The organism is Caulobacter sp. SSI4214 (assembly GCF_012184455.1).
Lineage (GTDB): Bacteria > Pseudomonadota > Alphaproteobacteria > Caulobacterales > Caulobacteraceae > Caulobacter > Caulobacter vibrioides_E.
Genome location: NZ_SZWJ01000001.1, coordinates 152,070 through 171,315, shown reverse-complemented (window position 1 = coordinate 171,315; position 19,246 = coordinate 152,070). Strand labels below are relative to the sequence as shown.

General features: G+C 66.4%; 15 protein-coding genes and 1 pseudogene. 12 read left to right on the top strand and 4 right to left on the bottom strand.

Annotation, left to right across the window (positions count from 1 at the left end):
• The 3 genes and pseudogenes from FCU40_RS00720 to FCU40_RS00710 all read left to right on the top strand — a co-directional run bounded on the left by FCU40_RS00720 (nucleotide 1) and on the right by FCU40_RS00710 (nucleotide 3,214).
• Complete coding sequence (locus FCU40_RS00720) at nucleotides 1–669, top strand: RraA family protein (RefSeq protein WP_168072206.1); 669 nt, start codon at nucleotides 1–3, stop codon at nucleotides 667–669.
• The gene (locus tag FCU40_RS00715) at nucleotides 666–1,742 is read left to right on the top strand and encodes a PepSY-associated TM helix domain-containing protein (protein ID WP_168072204.1); all 1,077 of its coding nucleotides are present in this window, start codon (nucleotides 666–668) and stop codon (nucleotides 1,740–1,742) included. Before FCU40_RS00720 ends, FCU40_RS00715 begins: the two co-directional genes overlap by 4 nt.
• A gap of 320 nt (nucleotides 1,743–2,062) precedes the next feature.
• A pseudogene (locus FCU40_RS00710) lies at nucleotides 2,063–3,214 on the top strand (acetyl-CoA C-acyltransferase).
• A 291-nt stretch (nucleotides 3,215–3,505) separates the two neighbouring features.
• On the opposite strand, the gene FCU40_RS00705 reads toward FCU40_RS00710, so the two are convergent.
• The gene (locus FCU40_RS00705) at nucleotides 3,506–4,162 is read right to left on the bottom strand and encodes a TetR/AcrR family transcriptional regulator (protein WP_004624254.1); all 657 of its coding nucleotides are present in this window, start codon (nucleotides 4,160–4,162) and stop codon (nucleotides 3,506–3,508) included.
• A 63-nt stretch (nucleotides 4,163–4,225) separates the two neighbouring features.
• On the opposite strand from FCU40_RS00705, the gene FCU40_RS00700 reads away from it, so the two are divergent.
• Genes FCU40_RS00700 through FCU40_RS00685 form a run of 4 tightly spaced genes read left to right on the top strand, consistent with a single transcriptional unit; the run spans nucleotide 4,226 to nucleotide 8,131 of the window.
• Nucleotides 4,226–5,350 (top strand): acyl-CoA dehydrogenase family protein, encoded by a 1,125-nt coding sequence (locus FCU40_RS00700; RefSeq protein WP_168072202.1) that lies wholly within the window; start codon nucleotides 4,226–4,228, stop codon nucleotides 5,348–5,350.
• 10 nt (nucleotides 5,351–5,360) lie between these two features.
• The gene (locus FCU40_RS00695; protein WP_168072200.1) at nucleotides 5,361–6,542 is read left to right on the top strand and encodes an acetyl-CoA C-acyltransferase; all 1,182 of its coding nucleotides are present in this window, start codon (nucleotides 5,361–5,363) and stop codon (nucleotides 6,540–6,542) included.
• 12 nt (nucleotides 6,543–6,554) lie between these two features.
• The gene (locus FCU40_RS00690) at nucleotides 6,555–7,316 is read left to right on the top strand and encodes an SDR family NAD(P)-dependent oxidoreductase (RefSeq protein WP_004624248.1); all 762 of its coding nucleotides are present in this window, start codon (nucleotides 6,555–6,557) and stop codon (nucleotides 7,314–7,316) included.
• Complete coding sequence (locus FCU40_RS00685) at nucleotides 7,313–8,131, top strand: enoyl-CoA hydratase/isomerase family protein (protein ID WP_168072198.1); 819 nt, start codon at nucleotides 7,313–7,315, stop codon at nucleotides 8,129–8,131. The genes FCU40_RS00690 and FCU40_RS00685 overlap by 4 nt, the downstream gene beginning before the upstream one ends.
• Before the next feature lie 85 nt (nucleotides 8,132–8,216).
• On the opposite strand, the gene FCU40_RS00680 is transcribed toward FCU40_RS00685, so the two are convergent.
• From FCU40_RS00680 to FCU40_RS00670, 3 genes are read right to left on the bottom strand one after another with little or no spacing between them, the layout of a single operon-like run.
• Nucleotides 8,217–9,272, bottom strand: coding sequence for a phosphotransferase family protein (locus FCU40_RS00680; protein WP_168072196.1), 1,056 nt, complete (start codon nucleotides 9,270–9,272; stop codon nucleotides 8,217–8,219).
• Nucleotides 9,269–10,456 (bottom strand): acyl-CoA dehydrogenase, encoded by a 1,188-nt coding sequence (locus FCU40_RS00675; protein ID WP_168072194.1) that lies wholly within the window; start codon nucleotides 10,454–10,456, stop codon nucleotides 9,269–9,271. Before FCU40_RS00675 ends, FCU40_RS00680 begins: the two co-directional genes overlap by 4 nt.
• 2 nt (nucleotides 10,457–10,458) lie before the next feature.
• Nucleotides 10,459–12,012, bottom strand: a complete 1,554-nt coding sequence (locus FCU40_RS00670; protein WP_168072192.1) for an acyl-CoA synthetase — start codon at nucleotides 12,010–12,012, stop codon at nucleotides 10,459–10,461.
• 246 nt (nucleotides 12,013–12,258) lie between these two features.
• Between FCU40_RS00670 and FCU40_RS00665 the strand changes: the two genes are divergently transcribed.
• Genes FCU40_RS00665 through FCU40_RS00645 form a run of 5 tightly spaced genes read left to right on the top strand, consistent with a single transcriptional unit; the run spans nucleotide 12,259 to nucleotide 19,224 of the window.
• Nucleotides 12,259–14,484: a TonB-dependent receptor gene (locus FCU40_RS00665; protein ID WP_168072190.1), complete on the top strand. Its 2,226-nt coding sequence runs from the start codon at nucleotides 12,259–12,261 to the stop codon at nucleotides 14,482–14,484.
• Nucleotides 14,484–15,728 (top strand): cytochrome P450, encoded by a 1,245-nt coding sequence (locus tag FCU40_RS00660; RefSeq protein WP_175582046.1) that lies wholly within the window; start codon nucleotides 14,484–14,486, stop codon nucleotides 15,726–15,728. Before FCU40_RS00665 ends, FCU40_RS00660 begins: the two co-directional genes overlap by 1 nt.
• 11 nt (nucleotides 15,729–15,739) lie before the next feature.
• Nucleotides 15,740–16,618, top strand: a complete 879-nt coding sequence (locus FCU40_RS00655) for an AraC family transcriptional regulator (protein ID WP_168072188.1) — start codon at nucleotides 15,740–15,742, stop codon at nucleotides 16,616–16,618.
• Nucleotides 16,619–18,091, top strand: a complete 1,473-nt coding sequence (locus FCU40_RS00650; RefSeq protein WP_168072186.1) for an aldehyde dehydrogenase family protein — start codon at nucleotides 16,619–16,621, stop codon at nucleotides 18,089–18,091.
• Between the two features lie 14 nt (nucleotides 18,092–18,105).
• Nucleotides 18,106–19,224, top strand: coding sequence for an NAD(P)-dependent alcohol dehydrogenase (locus FCU40_RS00645; protein ID WP_241693522.1), 1,119 nt, complete (start codon nucleotides 18,106–18,108; stop codon nucleotides 19,222–19,224).
• The last annotated feature ends 22 nt before the right edge of the window (nucleotides 19,225–19,246 follow it).

Sequence of the window (19,246 nt, the reverse complement as noted above, 5' to 3'; positions counted from 1 at the left end):
ATGTTCACTATCAATCCCATGCCTCCGCAGATCCCCACCGACCTGATCGCTCTGCTGGAGCAAGTCGAGACCGCCACCCTGGGGCATGTGCTGCACCACGGCTTCGTCGATCCGGCGATCCGCGCGGTGTGGGAGGGGCCGCGTGTGGCGGGTACGGCGGTGACGGTGCGGATTCCGGGCGCGGACTCGACCCTGCTGCACCACGCCGTCAGCACGGCGCGGCCCGGCGATGTGCTCGTGATCGAACGTTGCGGCGACATCCGTCACGCCTGCTGGGGCGGGGTGACCACCAACGCCGCCAAGCTGGCGGGGATCGCCGCCGTGGTGATCGATGGCCCCGCCACCGACTTCGGGGAAATCCGCCGTGCCGAAATGCCGGTCTGGTGCAGAGGCCCCACGCCCCTGACCACCAAGTTCCTCAGCTTGGAAAGCGCGATCAACGCACCGGTGTCGGTGGGCGGCGTGGCGGTCAATCCCGGCGACGCCATTCTGGCTGATGAAAGTGGCGTCGTGGTGCTCGTGCCTGACCGCGTCGAGGCCCTGGCCCGCCGCGCAATCCAGATGCAGCAGGATGAACTGGCGGTGCTGGCGCGCCTGAGGGCGGGCGAGGCGCTGGCGGACATCTCGGGCGCCAACCGCTTGATCGCTCGAGCCCTGGCGTCGCGATGAGCGGGGTGCTCAATCCGCGCGGCGTGGCGGTGCTCGCGCATCGCTGGGCCGGATTGGTGATCGGCGCGCTCTGGGCCGTGCAGGGCCTGACGGGCGCGTTGCTGGTCTTCCAGCCACAGCTCGAACGGCTGGCGCATCGTCCGTTCTCAATCGCGCGCTTGGCTTCGCTCGACCAATTGACCGACGCTGCCCAGGCGGCCGCTGGCGCGCCGATCCGTCGACTGGCCCTGCCGGATCGCGCGGTTGGCGTCGTCAACTCGGACTATCTCGATGCCGGTGGGAAGCGAAGGTTCGTCCGCCTCGACGCCGAAAGCGCCAGGGTCGTCGCGGTGACGACGAGCGCGCTCGGCGTGGCCGCGCCGGCGACAGGCTGGGGCTGGGTGCGCTCCGTCCATGAGCGCGCCTTGTTGAGCCAAGGCGGAGCCGGTCTGATCGCCGCCTCGGGGGCCTTCCTGATCACTGGCGTTCTGATAGGCGCGTGGCTCGGCTGGCCTCGACCGGGCAAGTGGCGAGTCAGCTTCGATGTGGCCCGATGGCGTAATCCGGCCCAGCGCCGATACGGTTGGCATCGCGCGGTCGGGCTCCTCGCCGCAGGTCCCTTGGTGATCATCGCCGGCACGGGCGTCTACATGGCGACCCTGGACCTCAACCCCTCACGCGCCGTTCCCGCAGTGCTGACCGCGCCGCCGATCGGGCCTCAGAGAGCCTATGAGATCGCGCACGCTCGTTTCCCAGAAGCGGTCTTTTCCAGTCTGCAGTTTCCCACCCAAACGCGCGGCGTTTACGCCGTGCGGCTGACCCAGCCCACCGAGGTGCGGCGGCGTTCGGGGCGCACCCTGGTCGAGGTCGACGCCCGAACGGGCCACACCGCCAAGATATACGATCCGTTGAACGCGCCGCTCGCCGCGCGACTTTCGGATCTGGTGCTGCCGATCCACTATGGCGAGATGGGAGGTCTGATCGGCAAGGTTCTCGCGGCGGCTGCGGGTCTTTCCCTGCCGGCGCTTTATGGCTTGGGTCTATGGATCTGGCTGGCCCGGCGCGGTGTCCTGGGGCGTCGGAAACAAGGCTAGGTTTGCGGAAGGCACAATGCCCGAGAATGAGCACCTCGTCCTAAAGATCCTTTTTCTGGGCAGATTATAATGTCGGCTTTGGGGTGAGCGGAAGTCGATCCATGCACTGCGCTATATGTCAAGCATCTGAATTTCTGAGTGAATTTAAAACTCTAATATTCGGAGGTATTGATCCCAGGTATACACGAGCACGTGATCAATGAAATATAATAAATCCAGCGGGTTGGTATAATTATTGGAATTGAGTGGGAATGATTCAGAGCCTTTCGGGGACCTTCGCGGACCATCGCGAATATAGGTTAAATCATTGAAATACGCCCATGGGCGGCTTTCAGGGCGCGCCCGCCAAGGTCACAGCAACCCAACTGGGCGCCGTGGCCATCAAGGCCGCCCTCGAACGCGCCGCCAGACGCGGTCGATCAGACGATCATGGGCTGCGTGTTCGCGGCTGGACTTGGTCAGGCGCCGGCGCGCCAGGCCGCGCTTGGCGCCGGCCTGGCAAAATCCACCCAGGCCACCACCATCAACAAGATGTGTGGCTCGGGCATGCAGGCGGCGATTATGGCGCATGACGCCCTCATGGCCAGCACGGCAAAGGTCGTCGTGGCGGGCGGCATGGAGTCGATGACCAACGCGCCGTTTTTGTCCAAGAAGCCCCGCGGTGGCGCAAAGGCTGGGCACGACATCGCGTACGACAGCCTCTACCTGGACGGTCTAGAAGACGCGTACGATCCGGGCAAGCTGATGGGGCAGTTCGCCAAGGATGCTGTCGAGACCTATCAGTTCACCCGCCAGGAACAAGACGCCTACGCGATCGAGAGCGCCACGCGCGCGCGGCGGGCTCAGGCGAGCGGAGACTTCGCCGACGAGATCGCGCCGGTCGTCGTGACCTCCAAAGCCGGACCGGCGACCATTGCCCTGGACGAGCAGCCCAGCCGCGCCGACCCCGCCAAGATCCCCAACCTCAAACCCGCCTTCAGGCCCGACGGCAGCATCACGGCCGGCTCGGCCGCCTCTATTTCCGATGGCGCGGCCGCCCTTGTGCTGACGCGGGCTTCGGTCGCCGCCGCGTTCGGTCTCAAGCCGATCGCCCGTATCGTCAGTCGCGCCGCCTTCGCCCACGAACCGGGTCTCTTCACGACCGCGCCGGTCTTCGCGCTCCGCGCCGCGCTTGAGAAAGCGGGCTGGTCTCCGACGGACGTCGATCTTTGGGAGGTCAACGAGGCCTTTGCCTTGGTGCCGCTGATCGTCATGCGCGAGCTGCACATCCCGCACGAGCGCATGAACGTGAATGGCGGCGCCTGCGCTCTCGGGCACCCCCTCGGGGCCTCGGGGCCTCGGGGCCTCGGGTTCTGACAACTCTCCTGTCGGCTCTGGCGGCGCGTGGCGCACGACGTGGGGCTGCGGCCTTGTGCATCGGTGGCGGGGAGGCCACGGCCATGTTGGTGGAGCTGCTTGATCCGCAGGCATAGCTGTCATTTCCAAGAAGGTTGTTTACACGCGGCCAAGGGTGAGGCCGCCGATGCCAGAGTGTGGTTGGCGCTGCTAGTGGGCTTCTCCGTCCGGAAGCCCCGTCCACGGATGGGAAGGCGGCGTGACCGGCCCGCCGAACGGAGAAGTCTGACTCTTTTGGGAAGTTCGAAATGGCCGCTTTCAGGCAAGCGCGCTCGGCCGATCAAGTTTCCGTATCGAGAACGCGCGCGTGACCGCGCGCTAAGCCGAACCGGCGCCTATTTGCTTGATCCCGCGGCGCGCCGGAGACGCTAGGGCCGAGGATCCACGCCCCGCATAAGGATTTGGACCATGTCGCGGGCGATCTCGCCAGCCGAGATTTCTCCGTCCGGCTGATGCCAGCGGGCCAACCAGTTCAGGGCTCCAGCCAGGGTGAAGGCCGTTAGCCGCACGTCGGGCGCAACAATCGAGCCATCCGCGACGCCTTGCTCAATCAGGTCACGCATCGCCTTGTCGACCTCGCCCTTGAGAGTTCGAAATTTCGCCGCGCTGTCGGGGGAGAGCGCTTCTTCGGCGGTGCGGATCACGCATCGGCCGAAGTCGTCCATGATGATCTCGGCGTAGTGGCGCAGGAAAGCGACGAGGCGATCGCGGCCAGAGCCTGGGCCCTTGGCGTTGCGACGCGCGGCGGCGCGAAGCTGCTCCAGCCCGCGGGTCACGCATTCCAGCAGCACCTGATCCTTGTTGCCAAGGTAGTGATAGATCGTCGGCTTGCTGACGCCGAGGCTGGTGGCCACCTCGTCGAGCGACGCGGCGTGAAAACCATGTTGGTTGAACGCCTTGACGGCGGCGAGGAGCACCGCCTCGCGCTTACGTTCGCGGTCCGCGGCGCGTTCGGACGCCGAGCGGAATGGGGACGGCGTCTCCGCCGTGGGTTGGCTCACGATCAGAAACTCCAGATCGAACACGTTGACTCTCTACGCATCATTATCATAGCTACTCACGGGTATAAATTAATCCGGAGAGTTCTCTTGCTTGCCGAGACGCAGATCGCGGTCAGAGACCATGTCCGAAACTTCGCCCAGGCGCGCATTCGTCCCCACAGCCAGGCCTATGAAGCGGCGGGCGCCTTTCCCGCCGATCTCTTTATCGACCTCGCGGACATGGGCCTGCTGGGCATGACCGCTCCAGAGGCGTTCGGAGGCGCCGGCGCCGACTATGTGTCCTACGCCCTGGCGCTGATCGAACTGGCGGCCGCGGACGGCGCCCTCTCGACGATCGTCTCGATCCAGAACAGCCTGATCGTCAACGGCTTGGCGCGGTTCGGCGACGCCGAGCAGCAGCGCCGCTTCCTGCCGGATTTGATCGCCGGTCGCACTATCGGCGCCTTCGCGTTGACGGAGCCAGACGCGGGATCGGACGCTTCGGCCATCCGCACCCGCGCCGAAAAGGTCGAGGGCGGATGGCGGCTGAACGGCGCCAAGCAGTTCATCACCTCGGGTCGCATAGCGGGCCTGGCGATCGTCTTCGCCGTCACCGATCCAAGCCTTGGAAAGAAGGGCATATCGGCCTTCCTCGTCCCGACCGATCGCGCCGGCTATATCGTCGATAATATCGAGCACAAGCTTGGCCAGGGCGCTTCCGACACCTGCGCCATTCGGTTCGAAGACCTCTTCCTGGAGGACGACCTGCTGCTGGGCGCGCCAGGCGAGGGCTACAAGATCGCCCTTTCCAATCTGGAGGCGGGTCGCATCGGCATCGCCGCGCAAAGCGTCGGCATGGCCCGGGCGGCGCTGGAGCTCGCGGTCGACTACGCCAAGACGCGCGTCAGTTTCGGCAAACCGATCATCGAGCATCAGGCCGTGGGCTTTCGCCTGGCCGACCTCGCCACCCGGCTGGAGGCCGGGCGGCTGATGGTGCTGGCCGCGGCCGAACGCATGGACGCCGGAGAACCGAGTCTGACGCAGGCCTCAATGGCCAAGCTTTTCGCTTCCGAAGTCGCCGAGCAAGTGGTGTCCGGCGCCATCCAGACCCTTGGGGGCTACGGTTATCTGGAGGCGTTTGGCCTCGCCAAGATCTACCGGGATGTGCGGGTGACACAGATCTACGAAGGCACCTCGGACATCCAGCGCATGGTCATCGCGCGGGCGCTTTAAGGAAACGAGCATGATCGATCCCGTCGTCATCTGTTCTTTCGCCCGCACGCCGATGGGGGCCATGCAGGGCGATCTTTCTGGTGTCACCTCGACCGCCTTGGGCGCGGCCGCGGTCGCCGCGGCGGTCGCGCGCGCCGGCGTCGCGGGTGATCAGGTCGAGCGCATCTATATGGGTTGCGTCCTGGCCGCGGGCCTTGGCCAGTCGCCGGCGCGGCAAGCCGCGCTTGGCGGCGGGCTGCCGCTTTCGGTGGAGGCCGCGACGGTCAACAAGATGTGCGGCTCTGGCATGATGGCCGCGATGTTGGCCCACGACACGCTGGCGGCTGGCGCGGCGGACGTGGTGGTGGCCGGCGGCATGGAAAGCATGACGCAGGCGCCCTACCTTCTGGCCAAGCACCGCTCCGGCGCGCGCCTGGGCCACGACGTGGTCAAGGACTCGATGTTTCTGGACGGCCTGGAGGACGCCTATACGCCCGGCAAGTTGATGGGCGGCTTCGCCGAGGAGGCCGCTCGGTCCCTGGGCTTTACTCGCGAGGAGCAGGATGTTTTCGCGATCCGCTCCTTGGAGCGGGCGAAGACGGCGATCGCCAGCGGCGCGTTCGACGAGGAGATCACGCCCGTTACGGTCAACGGGCGCGACGGGAGCCGCCAGATAACGATCGACGAACAGCCGGGCAAGGCGTCGCCAGAGAAGATACCGACCCTCAAGCCGGCCTTCGCCAAGGATGGCGCCATTACGGCCGCAAACGCCTCCTCGATCTCCGATGGGGCCGCGGCGCTGGTCATGGCGCGGGCCAGCGTGGCCGAGCGCCTGGGTCTGCCGGTGGTCGCGCGGGTCGCGGGGCAGGGCGCTCACGCCCACGAGCCAGGCCTGTTCACCACCGCGCCAGCGCCCGCCATGCGCAAAGCCCTCGCCCGCGCGGGCTGGCGAGTCGGCGATGTTGATCTCTGGGAAGTCAACGAGGCGTTCGCCGTCGTCGCGATGATCGCCGCCCGGGACCTGGGCATTCCCGAGGATCGGCTGAATGTCAACGGCGGCGCTTGCGCGCTGGGCCACCCGATCGGCGCCAGCGGCGCGCGCATCCTCGCGACCCTGCTGGCGGCTCTGCGCCGGCGAGGACTGAAGCGCGGCGTGGCCAGCCTCTGCATCGGCGGCGGCGAAGCGACCGCCATGGCCATCGAACTGATTTGAAAGGACCAAGCGATGCGAATTGAGGGACTGGCCGCGATCGTCACGGGCGGGGCCTCCGGGCTGGGCGGGGCCACGGCGGATCGCTTGGCCGAGGCCGGCGCCAAGGTCACGATTTTCGACCTCAACGCCGAGCTGGGCGCGGCGAAGGCCGAGGCGATCGGCGGCCATTTTGTTCAGGTGAACATCAGCGACGAGGACGCTGTCGAGCGCGCTCTCGTCGAGGCGGAAGGCCTGCACGGCAAGGCGCGCATCCTGGTCAATTGCGCCGGCATCGGTCCGCCGGCCAAGGTGATCGGGCGCGACGGTTCAGCCCTGCCGCTGGCTGATTTCTCCAAGATTATCACGGTCAATCTGATCGGCACGTTTAACGTCTTGTCCAAGTTCGCCGCGAGGATCGCCGACGCCGACCTGGTCGGCGAGGAACGCGGTGTTGTCGTCAACACCGCTTCGGTCGCCGCCTTCGACGGCCAGATTGGCCAAGCCGCCTATGCCGCGTCCAAGGCCGCCGTCTCGGGCATGACCCTGCCGATCGCCCGCGAATTCGCGCGTTATGGCATTCGCGTGGTGACCATCGCTCCGGGCCTTTTCCTGACCCCGTTGCTGATGAGCCTGCCGCGGGAGGCTCAGGATTCGCTGGGCAAGCAAGCCCCGTTCCCCAATCGGCTGGGCCATCCAGATGAGTACGCCCAGATGGTCGAGGCCATCGTCGCCAATCCCATGCTGAACGGCGAAACCATCCGCCTGGACGCGGCGATCCGGATGGCGCCCCGATGATCGACGTCGCGAGCGGGATCCGGTTCGAGCGCGACGGCGCGCGAGCGCGCATCGTGCTGGATCGGCCAGCGGCCGGCAACGCCATCGATCTGCCCATGGCCAAGGCCTTGGTCGCCGCGGCGATCCTCTGTGATCAGGACGAAACCATCCGGTGTGTCGAATTGACAGGCGAGGGGCGCTTCTTCTGCGTCGGCGGCGACGTCGCCGCCTTCGCGGGCGCCGAAAACACCGCCGCGTTCCTGAGCGAGTTGGCTGGGGTCCTGCACATGGCGCTCGCGCGGCTCGCGCGGATGGCCAAGCCGCTGGTGGTCGCGGTCAATGGTCCCGCAGCCGGCGCGGGGGTCAGCTTGGCGGCGCTGGGCGACCTCGTGCTGGCCAAGCGCTCGGCGCATTTCACGCTCGCCTACGGCGCCATCGGCCTGACTCCGGACGGCGGCGCGACCTGGCTTTTGCCGCGACTGATCGGCCTGCGGCGCGCGCAGGATCTGATCATGAGCAACCGACGCGTACCAGCCGAGGAGGCCGCCTTGATCGGGCTGATCACCGCCATGGTCGAGGACGCTGACTTCGCGGCCGAAGCCGATGCGGCGTGCGCGCGTCTGGTCCAGGGCCCCACCGCCGCGCTTGGCGCGGCCAAGGCGCTGTTGGCCGCGAGCTTCGCCAACGGTCTGGAGAGCCAGATGGAGCTCGAGGCGCGCGCCATCGCGGCCGCGGGCGCTCGCGGCGAGAGCCGAGAGGGCGTCCGCGCCTTCCTGGAAAAGCGACCGCCGAACTTCTTGAGTCTCGACACCCAAGGCTCCGCGGCTCGCCAGTAGGATTCGCCGCGCGGCATCCCCTCGCATGCGGGCTCGCCGCGCCCCGCGCTGGACGTCGAGAAGGCGCTGGAATACGGCGGAGACTTCAGCGCGCGCCGGCGCGTCTGGCGGCGTCCCAGGCCAGGGCGGTGAGTTCGGGCAGGACTCGCACACGCTGGGACGCTTCGGCCGACGCGGCCGAACCGCGGATAACGCGTCCCTTGATGCCGTGGAAGATGGCCGCCAGGCGGAACAGATTGAACGCGATCGCATAGTCATAATCGGCGCGGACGTCTCGACCACTCAGGCGCTGATAGAGGTCGATGTATTCGCTTTCGCTAGGAATGTTCAGAGCCGGCAGGTCCGCGCCCTTCAAGCCGGCCACGATGTGCGGCGGCGTCCGGTACATCATCGCGTGGTAGGCGAAGTCGGCCAGTGGGTGTCCCAAGGTCGAAAGCTCCCAATCCAGCACCGCGATCACGCGCGGCTCGGTCGGGTGGAAGATCATGTTGTCGCAGCGGAAGTCCCCGTGAACGATGCGGGTCTCGTCGCCTTCGGGAATGCGGGACGGCAGCCAGGCGATCAATCGATCCAGGTGCTCGTCGCGGCCGGCGTCCTCATCCTCGAGATACTGCCTGGACCACCGGGCGATCTGGCGCTCGAAGTAGCCGCCGACGCGGCCGTAGTCGGCCAGGTCGACCTCGGCTGGAACCAAGGCGTGCAGACGCGCCAGCGTCTCGTTCATGGCCTCGAAATAGCGCGGACGTTCGTTCCTGGGCGCGTCGGAAAACGTCGCGTCCCAGAAGATGCGACCCTCGACCAGCTCCATCACGTAGAAGACCGAACCGATCACCCCTTCGTCCTCGCACAGGCCATGCACCTTCGCGACGGGAAAATCGACCGCGCCCAAGGCGCTAAGCACCCGGGCCTCGCGTTCGACCGCGTGAGCGCCCTTCAGCAGGCGACCGGGCGGACGGCGGCGCAGCACGTAGGCGCGGCCGGGCGTCGTCAGCCTGTAGGTCGGATTGGACTGGCCGCCCTTGAACTGCTCGATGCTCAGCGGTCCTGAGAACCCCTCGACGTGTTGGGCCATCCAGCGCGATAGACGCTCTTGGTCGAGCGCGAAGCCGGGACGAACCGAGGTGACATCGGCGGCGCTCATTGGGCGGTCTCCGCGACCCGGGCGACCCGACGCTTGAGCGCCTTGGCCAGACTCCATTTGTGAACCTCGGTGGGACCGTCGTAGATCCGGAAAGCGCGGATCTCGCGGAACACCTGCTCGACAATGGTGTCGCCGGTGACGCCCGAGCCGCCCATGACCTGCACGCAGCGATCGGCCACCCGCATTAAGGCTTCGGACACGGAGACCTTGGTCATCGAGCTCTCGACGACCCCCAAGGCGCCCGTGTCGAGCACGCCGGCGCACCAATCGATCATCAGCTCGGCCTGTTTTAGATCGATCTCGTTCTCGGCCAGCATGAAGCCGACGCCCTCGTGATCGATCAGAAGCTTGCCGAAGGCCTGTCGCCGGCAGGCGTAGTCGAGGGCGATCTCATGGGCGCGCGTACAGGCGCCGAGCCAGCGCATACAATGCGACAGCCGGGCGGGCGACAGCCGGATCTGCGCGTACTTGAAGCCTTCGCCGCTCTGACCCAGCATCTGGTCGGCGGGAACCCTAAGATCCTCGATCGAGACCACGGCGTGGCCGCCGGGCATCGACGAGTCGAGGGTGTCGAGCACGCGCTCGACACGGATGGCCGGGTTGGGCAGATCGACGAGGAACATGCATGCGCCGTCCTCGGACCTGGCCATGACGATGCCGACCGCCGCGCCCTCGGCGCCGGTGATGAACGCCTTGCGGCCATTGATCACCCAATGATTGCCGTCCAGGCGGCAGGTCGTCTTCATCATCGACGGGTCCGAGCCCGCGCCGCCATCCTCGGCCGGCTCTGTCATGAAGAAGGCGGAGCGGGCCCGCCCGGCCACCAGCGGCGCGAGAAACCGCTCCTTCAATTGGGGGGCGCCGACCTTGCCCAGCAGGTACATGTTGCCTTCGTCCGGCGCGGCGGTGTTGAAGGCGAGCGGACCCAAAGGCGACAGCCCGGTCGCGCGCAGCACCACGGCGGTTTCACGCTGCGTCAGATGCGAGCCGTCCGGCAGGATGTGGGGCGTCATCAGGCCCGCCGCCCTGACAAGGGCCTTCAGTTCATTGACAAGCGCGTCGGACGGTCCGTGCGGGCCACGCCGCGGATCCCGTTCGTAGGGGGCGATCTTTTCGCGGACCAACCGCTCGATCCGCGCGGCGAGCTGGGCGACGTCAGGCCGCAGGATAGGGGTCTCTGTCATCGTCAGGTCGCGCTCTCGTTTTGGAAGGCCGCCGCGCGTTCAGGTGATGCCTGATACTCGTCACGGAGCAGCCGCTTCAGGAGTTTGCCGGTCGGCTCACGGGGCAGGGCGGCGCGAAAATCGATCTGACGCGGCGTCTTCACGCCGCCCAGACGCTGTCGGACGAAGCCGCGCAGAGCCTCCGCCAAGCCTGGCCCGGCCAACGCCATGTCAACGGGTTGGACGACCGCCACCACCCGTTCGCCCATCTCCTCATCCGGCGCGCCGATGACGGCCACATCGGCGACCGCCTCGTGCGTGGTCAGCAGGTTCTCGATCTCCTGCGGATAGATGTTCACCCCGCCCGAGATGATCATGAAGCTCTTGCGATCGGTCAGGTACAGATAACCGTCTTCATCGAGACGCCCTATGTCGCCCAGGGTCGCCCAGCCTCGCGCGTTGTAGGCCCGAGCGGTTTTGTCGGGGTCGTTGTGGTACTCAAAGCGCGGCCCGTCGGCGAAATAGACCTCCCCGACCTCGCCCGCCGGCAGAGGCTCGCCCTCCTCGTTGACGATCTTGACGACGCCGAGGACCGCTTTGCCGACGGAGCCTGGCTTTCGCAGCCATTCTTCCGCGGACAGGGCCGTGATGCCGCAGGCCTCGGTGCCCGAATAGTATTCGTGGACGATCGGCCCCCACCAGTCGATCATGCGACGCTTGATCTCGACGGGGCAGGGCGCGGCGGCGTGGATCACGGCGCGCAGCGAGCGCGTATCATAGGCCTCGCGACGCTCTTGGGGGAGCTTCAGCAGTCGGACGAAGTGTGTCGGCACCCAGGTGGCCGCGCTGATCCGATGGCGCTCAATGAGGCGCAGGGCCTCTTCGGCGTCGAACTGTTCCATGATCACCACGGTCCCGCCCAAGCGATGGATGGTCATGGCCCAGCGCAATGGCGCGGCGTGATAGAGCGGCGAGGTGGACAGATAGACCGTCTCCTCGTCCATGCCATAAAGCGCCTGGCCCATCGCGGTTAGAGGCGTGGGCGCATCGACCGGCCCTTCGGGCAGGGGCGGCTTGACACCCTTGGGACGCCCGGTGGTGCCCGACGAATAGAGCATGTCGGCGCCGGGCGATGCGTCGCCCAGGGGGGAGGCGTCCAGGCTCGCTCGCATGGTTGTCCAATCGGCCAGCGGACTTGGATCACCTACGCTCCAGGCCTGGATCGCCAGGTCCTCCAAGGCTTCGGCGACCAGCGACGCGAACCGCGACGAGGCGACAATCACCTTGGCGCCGGAGTCCCTGAGGATATAGGCCGCGTCCGCGGCCGAGGTCTTGGTCGACAGGCAAGTGAGATAGAGGCCGGCCCTCTGCGCGGCCCAGGCCAACTCGAAAATCTCCAGGCCGTTGTCGAGCAGCGCCGCGACCACGTCGCCGCGCTTGAGCCCCGATCGGCGCAGGAGTCTGGCGCCTTGGTTGGACGCGGCCACGAGTTCGGCGTAGCCGAGAGTCTGGCCGGTGGAGGCTAGGACGCAAGCGGGCTTGTCCGGAGCGTTCAACGCGTGGGCGTCGGGATGCATCGATTGTCCTTCCTGGCCTCGACGCGATCGCTAGGACGGTCGCGTCCGCCAGCGTCCTCCCGTTCTTCGCGGCGCTGGCGACTTCTGTTCTTGCGAGCCAAGCAGCCGAACTTGCTCGTGGGACACAAGAGAGGCGCAGGAATCGGCAAATCTTGAAGCAAGTCCGGAACAAGCCATGACGCGGATCAAGTCGTAGGGTCCTTAACAACAAAAAAGCCGGCCTTGAGCTGGCGGTTGGAGGAAACGATGATCTCAGTGTCGGTGAAGCGGGGGGCTCTATGCGTCCTTCTATTAAGTACCGCGTCAGGCGCGGCCCTGGCTCAAGAGAGCGGCGCGACGAACGTCGATGAGGTCGTGGTCACCGCTCAGCGTCGATCGCAGGCGGTCCTGAGCGTTCCCCTGGCCATTTCGGCGATCGGCGGCGAGGCGCTGGCCGCCAAGGGCATCAACAATTCGGCTAGCCTGTCCACGGCGGTGCCAAACCTGCAGGTCAGCAGCCCTTACGGATCGACTCAGCCCAACTTCTCGCTGCGCGGTGTTAGCGTCGCCAACGAGTACAACGCCAACCAGGCTTCGCCCGTCGGCGTCTATATCGACGACGTCTATATAGCCTCGCGCACGAGCCAAGGCATGGGCCTGTTCGATCTCGACCGCGTCGAGGTTCTGCGTGGACCGCAGGGCACGCTGTTCGGCCGCAATACGACGGGCGGGGCGATCAATTTTATCACCAAGAAGCCGTCGCTGGGCGCCACGACGGGGCGGGTCGAGGCCGGCTACGCCAACTTCAACACGGTCAGCGCGCAGGGCGCGATCGAGACCACGCTCGTGCCGGACGCCCTGGGCGTGCGCGCGGCGATCAACTACCAGAAGGGCGACGGTCAACTGCGCAATGTCGCGCCCGGCGGCGCGGACGCCAACTCCATCGACACGTTGCAGGGCCGCGTTTCAGTGCGCTATCGCCCGGCCGGGGGGCCGCTGGACATCAATCTTCGCGCCTATGCGGGGCGCGATCGCGGAACCCAGGCGGGCGTCCACGGCCTCGCCGCCGCGCGTACGGGTCTGGGTTTCTTCGAGATCAACGAGAACCGCGTTGGCAAGAATAAGACCGACGCCTGGGGCGCGGCCTTGAACGTAGCCTATTCGCTCAGTAACGCGCTGACCTTCACGTCCATCACGTCGATCGACGGCGGCAAGCAGAACCTGCAGCAGGCCGCCGATGGCGCGCCGATTGATATCCTCGATATCAACTGGCGTTCGAAGTTCGGTCAGGCCAGCGAGGAAGCCCGCTTTAACTACGAAGGACAGGGGTGGAACCTGGTCGCCGGCGGCTTCTATGGCGAGGACATCACCAAGACCGACAATACGTTCAATATCGCCAGCGCGCTCGGCCCTGGCGTCAACGGCGGCTTCTATCAGCACTATCGTCAAAAGCGGTCGTCATGGGCGCTGTTCGCCCAATCGGATGTCGACCTCTCCGACAAGCTCGTGCTGACGGCCGGCGCGCGCTACACCAGTGACGACGCCACCTATCGCGATGGTCGCGCCTTCCTGTTCCTGGGCAATATCGGTGGGGCGCAAACGCCGTTGGCGACGACCGTTCCCTGTCCGACGGCGCCTGGAACCTGCGCTTATAACCCGAACGCTCACTATGACATTTCCGGCGACGGGAGCGCGGTCACCGGGCGTCTCGCGCTCAGCTACACCTTTGACTCGGGGCTGTTGGGCTACGCCAGCTATAGCCGCGGTTATCGGGCGGGGGCCTTTAATGGCGGCGGCTACACCTCGTCGGCGGGCATCACCTACATCAAGCCCGAGCAGGTCAACGCCTATGAGCTGGGTCTGAAGGGCCGGCTGGCCGAGAACCGCATGACGCTGTCGGCGGCGGCTTTCTACTACGACTATTCGAACCAGCAGGTTCAGGACACGCGTCCGGGTCCGGTGTCGTTCCTGGTCAACGCCCCGAAGTCCGAGATCTACGGGGCGGAAATCGAGGCCGGCTATCGCGTCTCGCCGGATTTCCGCATCTCCGGATCGGCCGGCTATCTGCACGCTCAATACAAGGAGCTGTCGCTACAAGGCACGGACCTGTCGGGCAACGACTTGCCGTTCGCGCCGCGCTGGACCGCCCAGCTCGGCTTCGACTGGACCCTCGCCCATCCGGCCAGTGGCGATCTGACGCTCTCTCCGACCGTGAACTACTTCAGCCGACAGTACTTCTCCCCGTTCAACGCCAAGAACGCCGCCGGCACGGGCCAAGTGAACGCCGAGTTGCAGCAGCCCGGCTACGCGAAGGTCAATCTGGCGCTGGTCTGGGCGCGGGACGGTCTGACGGTCAAGGGGTGGGCCAACAACCTGTTCGAGAAGAAGGTCTATGCCTACGGCCTGGATCTGCGTGGGGCCGGCTTCCCGTACAACTTCCTCGTCCCCGGCACGCCGCGCACCTACGGCGTCTCGATCGCCAAGGCCTTCTGATGAACCCCGCGCCGGTCCAGCTCATGACCCAGCCCGACTTGAAGAATCCCGACCTCTATGTCGAGGCGATGCCGCACGCGGTATTCGCCGAGCTAAGAGCGTCCTCGCCCGTCTATTGGAATCCCGAGAGCGACGGCTCGGGCTTCTGGGCGCTGACCCGCCACGCCGACATCGTCAGCGTTTCGCGACAGCCGCAGCTGTTTTCGTCGGCGTATGAGAATGGCGGCCATCGGATCTTCAACGAGAACGAGGTCGGACTGACCGGCGCGGGGGACTCCGCCGTCGGCGTACCGTTCATCTCCGTCGATCCGCCGACCCATACCCAGTACCGCAAGGTGATCATGCCCGCGCTTTCCCCGGTGCGTCTGGGCGACATCGAGGCGCGCATCGAGGCGCGGACCCGCACGCTGCTGTCCGAGGTGGCGTTCGACGAGCCGGTCGATCTGGTGCCGCTGCTGTCGGCGCCTTTGCCGCTGCTCACCCTGGCTGAACTGCTCGGCGTTCCCGCCGAGATGTGGCGGGATCTCTATCACTGGACGAACGCCTTTGTCGGCGAGGACGACCCGGAGTTTCGAAAGTCGCCGGAGGCGATGGCCGAGATCCTGGGCGCCTTCTTCGCCTTCGCTCAAGAGCTTTACGCCTCGCGCCGCGCCCAGCCTGGCCCCGATATCGCCAGCTTGCTGGCCAACGCCCAGGTCGACGGCGAGCCGATCGCGTTCCGCGACTTCGTGGGCAACCTGATCCTGGTGCTGGTCGGCGGAAACGAGACCACGCGCAACTCGCTCAGTCACACGGTGGCGGCTTTCGCGAACGACCCCGACCAATGGAACCTGATCCGCGAGAACCCTGGGCTGCTGGCGACCGCGACCGCCGAAATGGTCCGCTACGCCACGCCCGTCATCCACATGCGTCGAACGGCGATGAGCGACACAGAGCTGGGCGGCCAACAGATCCGCAAGGGCGACAAGGTCGTGATGTTCTACGCATCGGGCAATCGCGATGAGGCCGTCTTCGACGACGCCGGCCGCTTCGACGTGACGCGCCGGGCGGTCCAGCACGTCGGCTTCGGGACAGGCCAGCACGTCTGTGTCGGGTCGCGGCTGGCCGAAATGCAGTTGCGTGTCGCCTTCCGCCTCCTGGCCGAACGGGTCCGCCACTTCGAGTTGATTGCGCCGCCCAGAAGATTCCGATCGAACTTCATCAACGGGCTCAAGAACCTTGAGGTCAGGCTCGTCTCAGCTTGAGGGTGGAAACGATGACCAGCGCCGACGTGTGGACCAACGAAGCGATCATCAGTGACGCGTTTTCCAGCGCGCCGGACGTTGAACTTGGTTCCTCGCAGTCTGGCTGGAAGCTCTGTCGCTGGCGACATTTCGTCGGCAGCTACGCCCTGCCGGCGCTGCCGTCTCCAACCTTCGTGGTTCACATCGCCGGCAAGCCTCAGGTCAAGACCTGGGATCGCGATGGCTGGAGCGAGACAAGTTCCATTCCGGGCGACGCGACAATCTTGCCGCCGCACCAGCCGTCGCGCTGGCTGGTCGATGGCGAACTCGACGTCGTCACCCTGAGCTTCGCGCCGCGCCTTGTCGAACACGCCGGCCGGCCGGACCGCTTCAACCGTCTGCGTTTCGCCTTTTCCGATCCGCTCGGGACGGCCCTGACCCGCCAAGTGCTTTCCGAGCTCTACGCGCCGGCGTCGGACGAGCGCGACAGTTATGTCGGCGCGCTGGTCGACGCCTTGACGGCCCACGTCCTGCGCGGCGCGTCGGGACAGGGCGCGCCGGTCATTCCCAGCTCGGTCAGCTCGGCCTACCGCCTGCACACGGTGATGAACCAGATCCGAGAGCATCCCGAGGACGATCACGGGCTGGAGCGCCTTGCGGCGACCGCCGGCCTGACGACGTCACACTTCTGTCGGGTTTTCCGCAAGGCCACGGGGGTGACGCCGCATCAGTTCGTGATGAAGACCAAGCTCGACCGCGCCAGCCATCTGCTCACCAACTCGGAGCTGAGTTTGGCTCAGATCGCCGACAGCCTGGGCTTCAAGAACCAGAGCCATTTCACGCGCGCGTTCCGTCAGTTTTCCCAAGAGACGCCCAGCGATTTCCGTCGCCGAGGGCGGGAGGCCAGTTAGGTGACGACCATTCAGGGTTTCGAAGACCTGGTTCTACCAGCCCTCAAGTTGCGCGCCGGCGACGACCCGCTGCCAGTCAGCGCCGTGTTCGAGGACGAGGATCCTTGCACGGGCGGGGTCTTCGCCGAAATTCCACAAGCCAGCGCCTTGGACATCGACGCCGTGGTCGCCGCGGCCAATCAGGCTTTCCGCGACCCAACCTGGCGCGGTCTCGCGCCCTTGCAACGCGAGCGACTCCTGCACCGCTTCGCCGATGCGATCGAGGCGGACCTGCCCCGGCTGGCGGCGCTGGAAGCCCTCGACGTCGGCAAGCCGATCAGCTTGGCCGAAGCCGTGGACGTTCCGGCCGCCGTGGCCTGGATGCGCGCCTACGCCGGCTGGCCGTCCAAGCTGCATGGGCGGACCGCATCGCTCTCGGCCACGCCCGGCGAGCATCACGTCTATTCGCGCCGGGAGCCCGTGGGGGTCGTGGCGGCGATCACGCCCTGGAACTTCCCGCTGGTCCTGGCCGTCTGGAAGGTCGCGCCGGCCTTGGCGGCGGGCTGCGCGGTGATCATCAAGCCAGCCCCCGAAACCTCGCTGACGGCGCTGCGCCTCGCAGAAATCGCCCGCGAAGCGGGTTTGCCTCCGGGCGTGCTGTCCGTGGTCACCGGCGGGGGCGAAGTCGGCGCGGCGCTGGCCAGCCACCCGGGCGTGGCGAAGGTGGCGTTCACCGGGTCGACGCGCACCGGCCAGGCGGTGCTGAGCGCTTCGGTTCCCAGCCTCAAGCGTGTAACGCTGGAGCTTGGCGGAAAGTCGCCGTCGATCATCTGCGCGGACGCCGACCTTGATCGCGCCGCCGCGCAGGCCGCCATGGGCTGCTTCTTCAATTCCGGCCAAGTCTGCTATGCGGGCACACGCCTCTACGTTCATCGGTCCATCTATGAGGACGTGCTGGATCGTGTCGCCGCCATCGCTGCGGCCCAGAAGCTTGGCCCTAGCAGTGAGCGATCGTCCGAACTCGGGCCCTTGATCAGCCGGCGCCAGCACGAGCGCGTCGCGGGCTTCGTCGATCGAGCCCTGGCCGCCGGTGTGCGGCGTCATCCTGGCGCCGATATCGTCGTGCCCGACGTGGGATACTTTTTCGCCCCCACCCTGCTGCGGGATGTGCCGCCCGAAGCCGAGATCGCCCGCGAAGAGGTCTTTGGTCCGGTGCTCGCGGCCTCCCCATTCGACGATCTCGACGAGGCGATGGACCTGGCCAACGACAGCGCCTACGGCCTCGCCGCCCATGTCTGGACGCGCGATCTGGCCACCGCCCACCGCGCCGCCGCGCGGCTCGAGGCCGGCACGGTGTTCGTCAATTGCATCCTCGCCGCTGATCCGGGTTTTCCCTTCGGCGGCATGAAGACCTCGGGTTTGGGGCGCGAGAACGGCTCCGAGGTCTTTGACGCCTATCTCGAACACAAGACCGTCGTGATGGACTTGTCCTGATCAGCGGCCAAACCATGAAAGCTCTGTCCATGAACGTCCTCGCCGCCGTCGCTCGCGCGCCCCAAGCTGATTTCTCGCTTGAAACGGCCACCATCGAGAGTCCTCGCGACGACGAAGTGCTCGTGCGGATTCTAGGGGTTGGCCTTTGCCACACCGACCTCGTCGCGCGGGATCAGTTCATCCCGATCGCCCTCCCGGCGATCCTCGGTCATGAAGGTTCCGGCGTGGTCGAGCAGGTCGGCGCCGGCGTCACCAAGGTCCGGCCCGGCGACCGCGTGGTGATGAGCTTTTCCAGCTGTGGACACTGCGCGCGCTGCGAAGAGCGCCTGCCGTCCTATTGCCAGTCGTTCCCCGTCCTGAACTACTCGGGACGGCGAGCCGACGGGACGTCGGGACTCAGCATCGGCGGAGAGCCGGTGTCGGCCAATTTCTTTGGCCAATCTTCCTTCGCGAGCCATGCGCTGACCTTCGAGCGGAACCTGGTGAAGATCGACGACCCCGAGGCGCCGATCGAACTGTTGGGCCCCCTAGGTTGCGGCTTCCAGACGGGAGCTGGCGGCGTCATGCGTTCGCTGGCTTGTCCGGCGGGGTCCTCGCTGGCCGTCTTTGGCGGCGGCCCCGTCGGGTTGGCCGCGGTGATGGCGGCCGTCGTCCAAGGCTGTGCGACGATCATCCTGGTCGAGCCCATCGCTGAACGTCGAGCCCTCGCGCTTGACCTCGGCGCCACGCACGTGATCGACCCCGCCGCGGGCGATGTGGTGACCGCGATCCGAGCCATTCGGCCCGATGGCGTGGAGTTCGCCTTCGAGACCAGCGGACGTGTCCATGTCGTCGAAAGCGCCCTGGCCTCTCTCGGCAGTCATGGGCTGCTGGGTCTCGTAGGGGTGCCGCCGAACCCGCAGGACGCGCTCGCGATAAACCTGGCGAGCGCCATCACCTATGGACACCGCATCCACGGGATTATCGAAGGCGACAGCGATCTGGATACGTTCATTCCGGAACTCGTCGCGCTCTACAAGGCCGGCCGCTTCCCGATCGACCGACTGATCAAGACGTTCCCCCTGTCGGAGATCAACGCGGCCGTCGCCGCCCAACATCGGGGCGAGGTCGTCAAGGCCGTTCTGGTCCCATGACCTAAGCCGTCCCTCTCGGTCG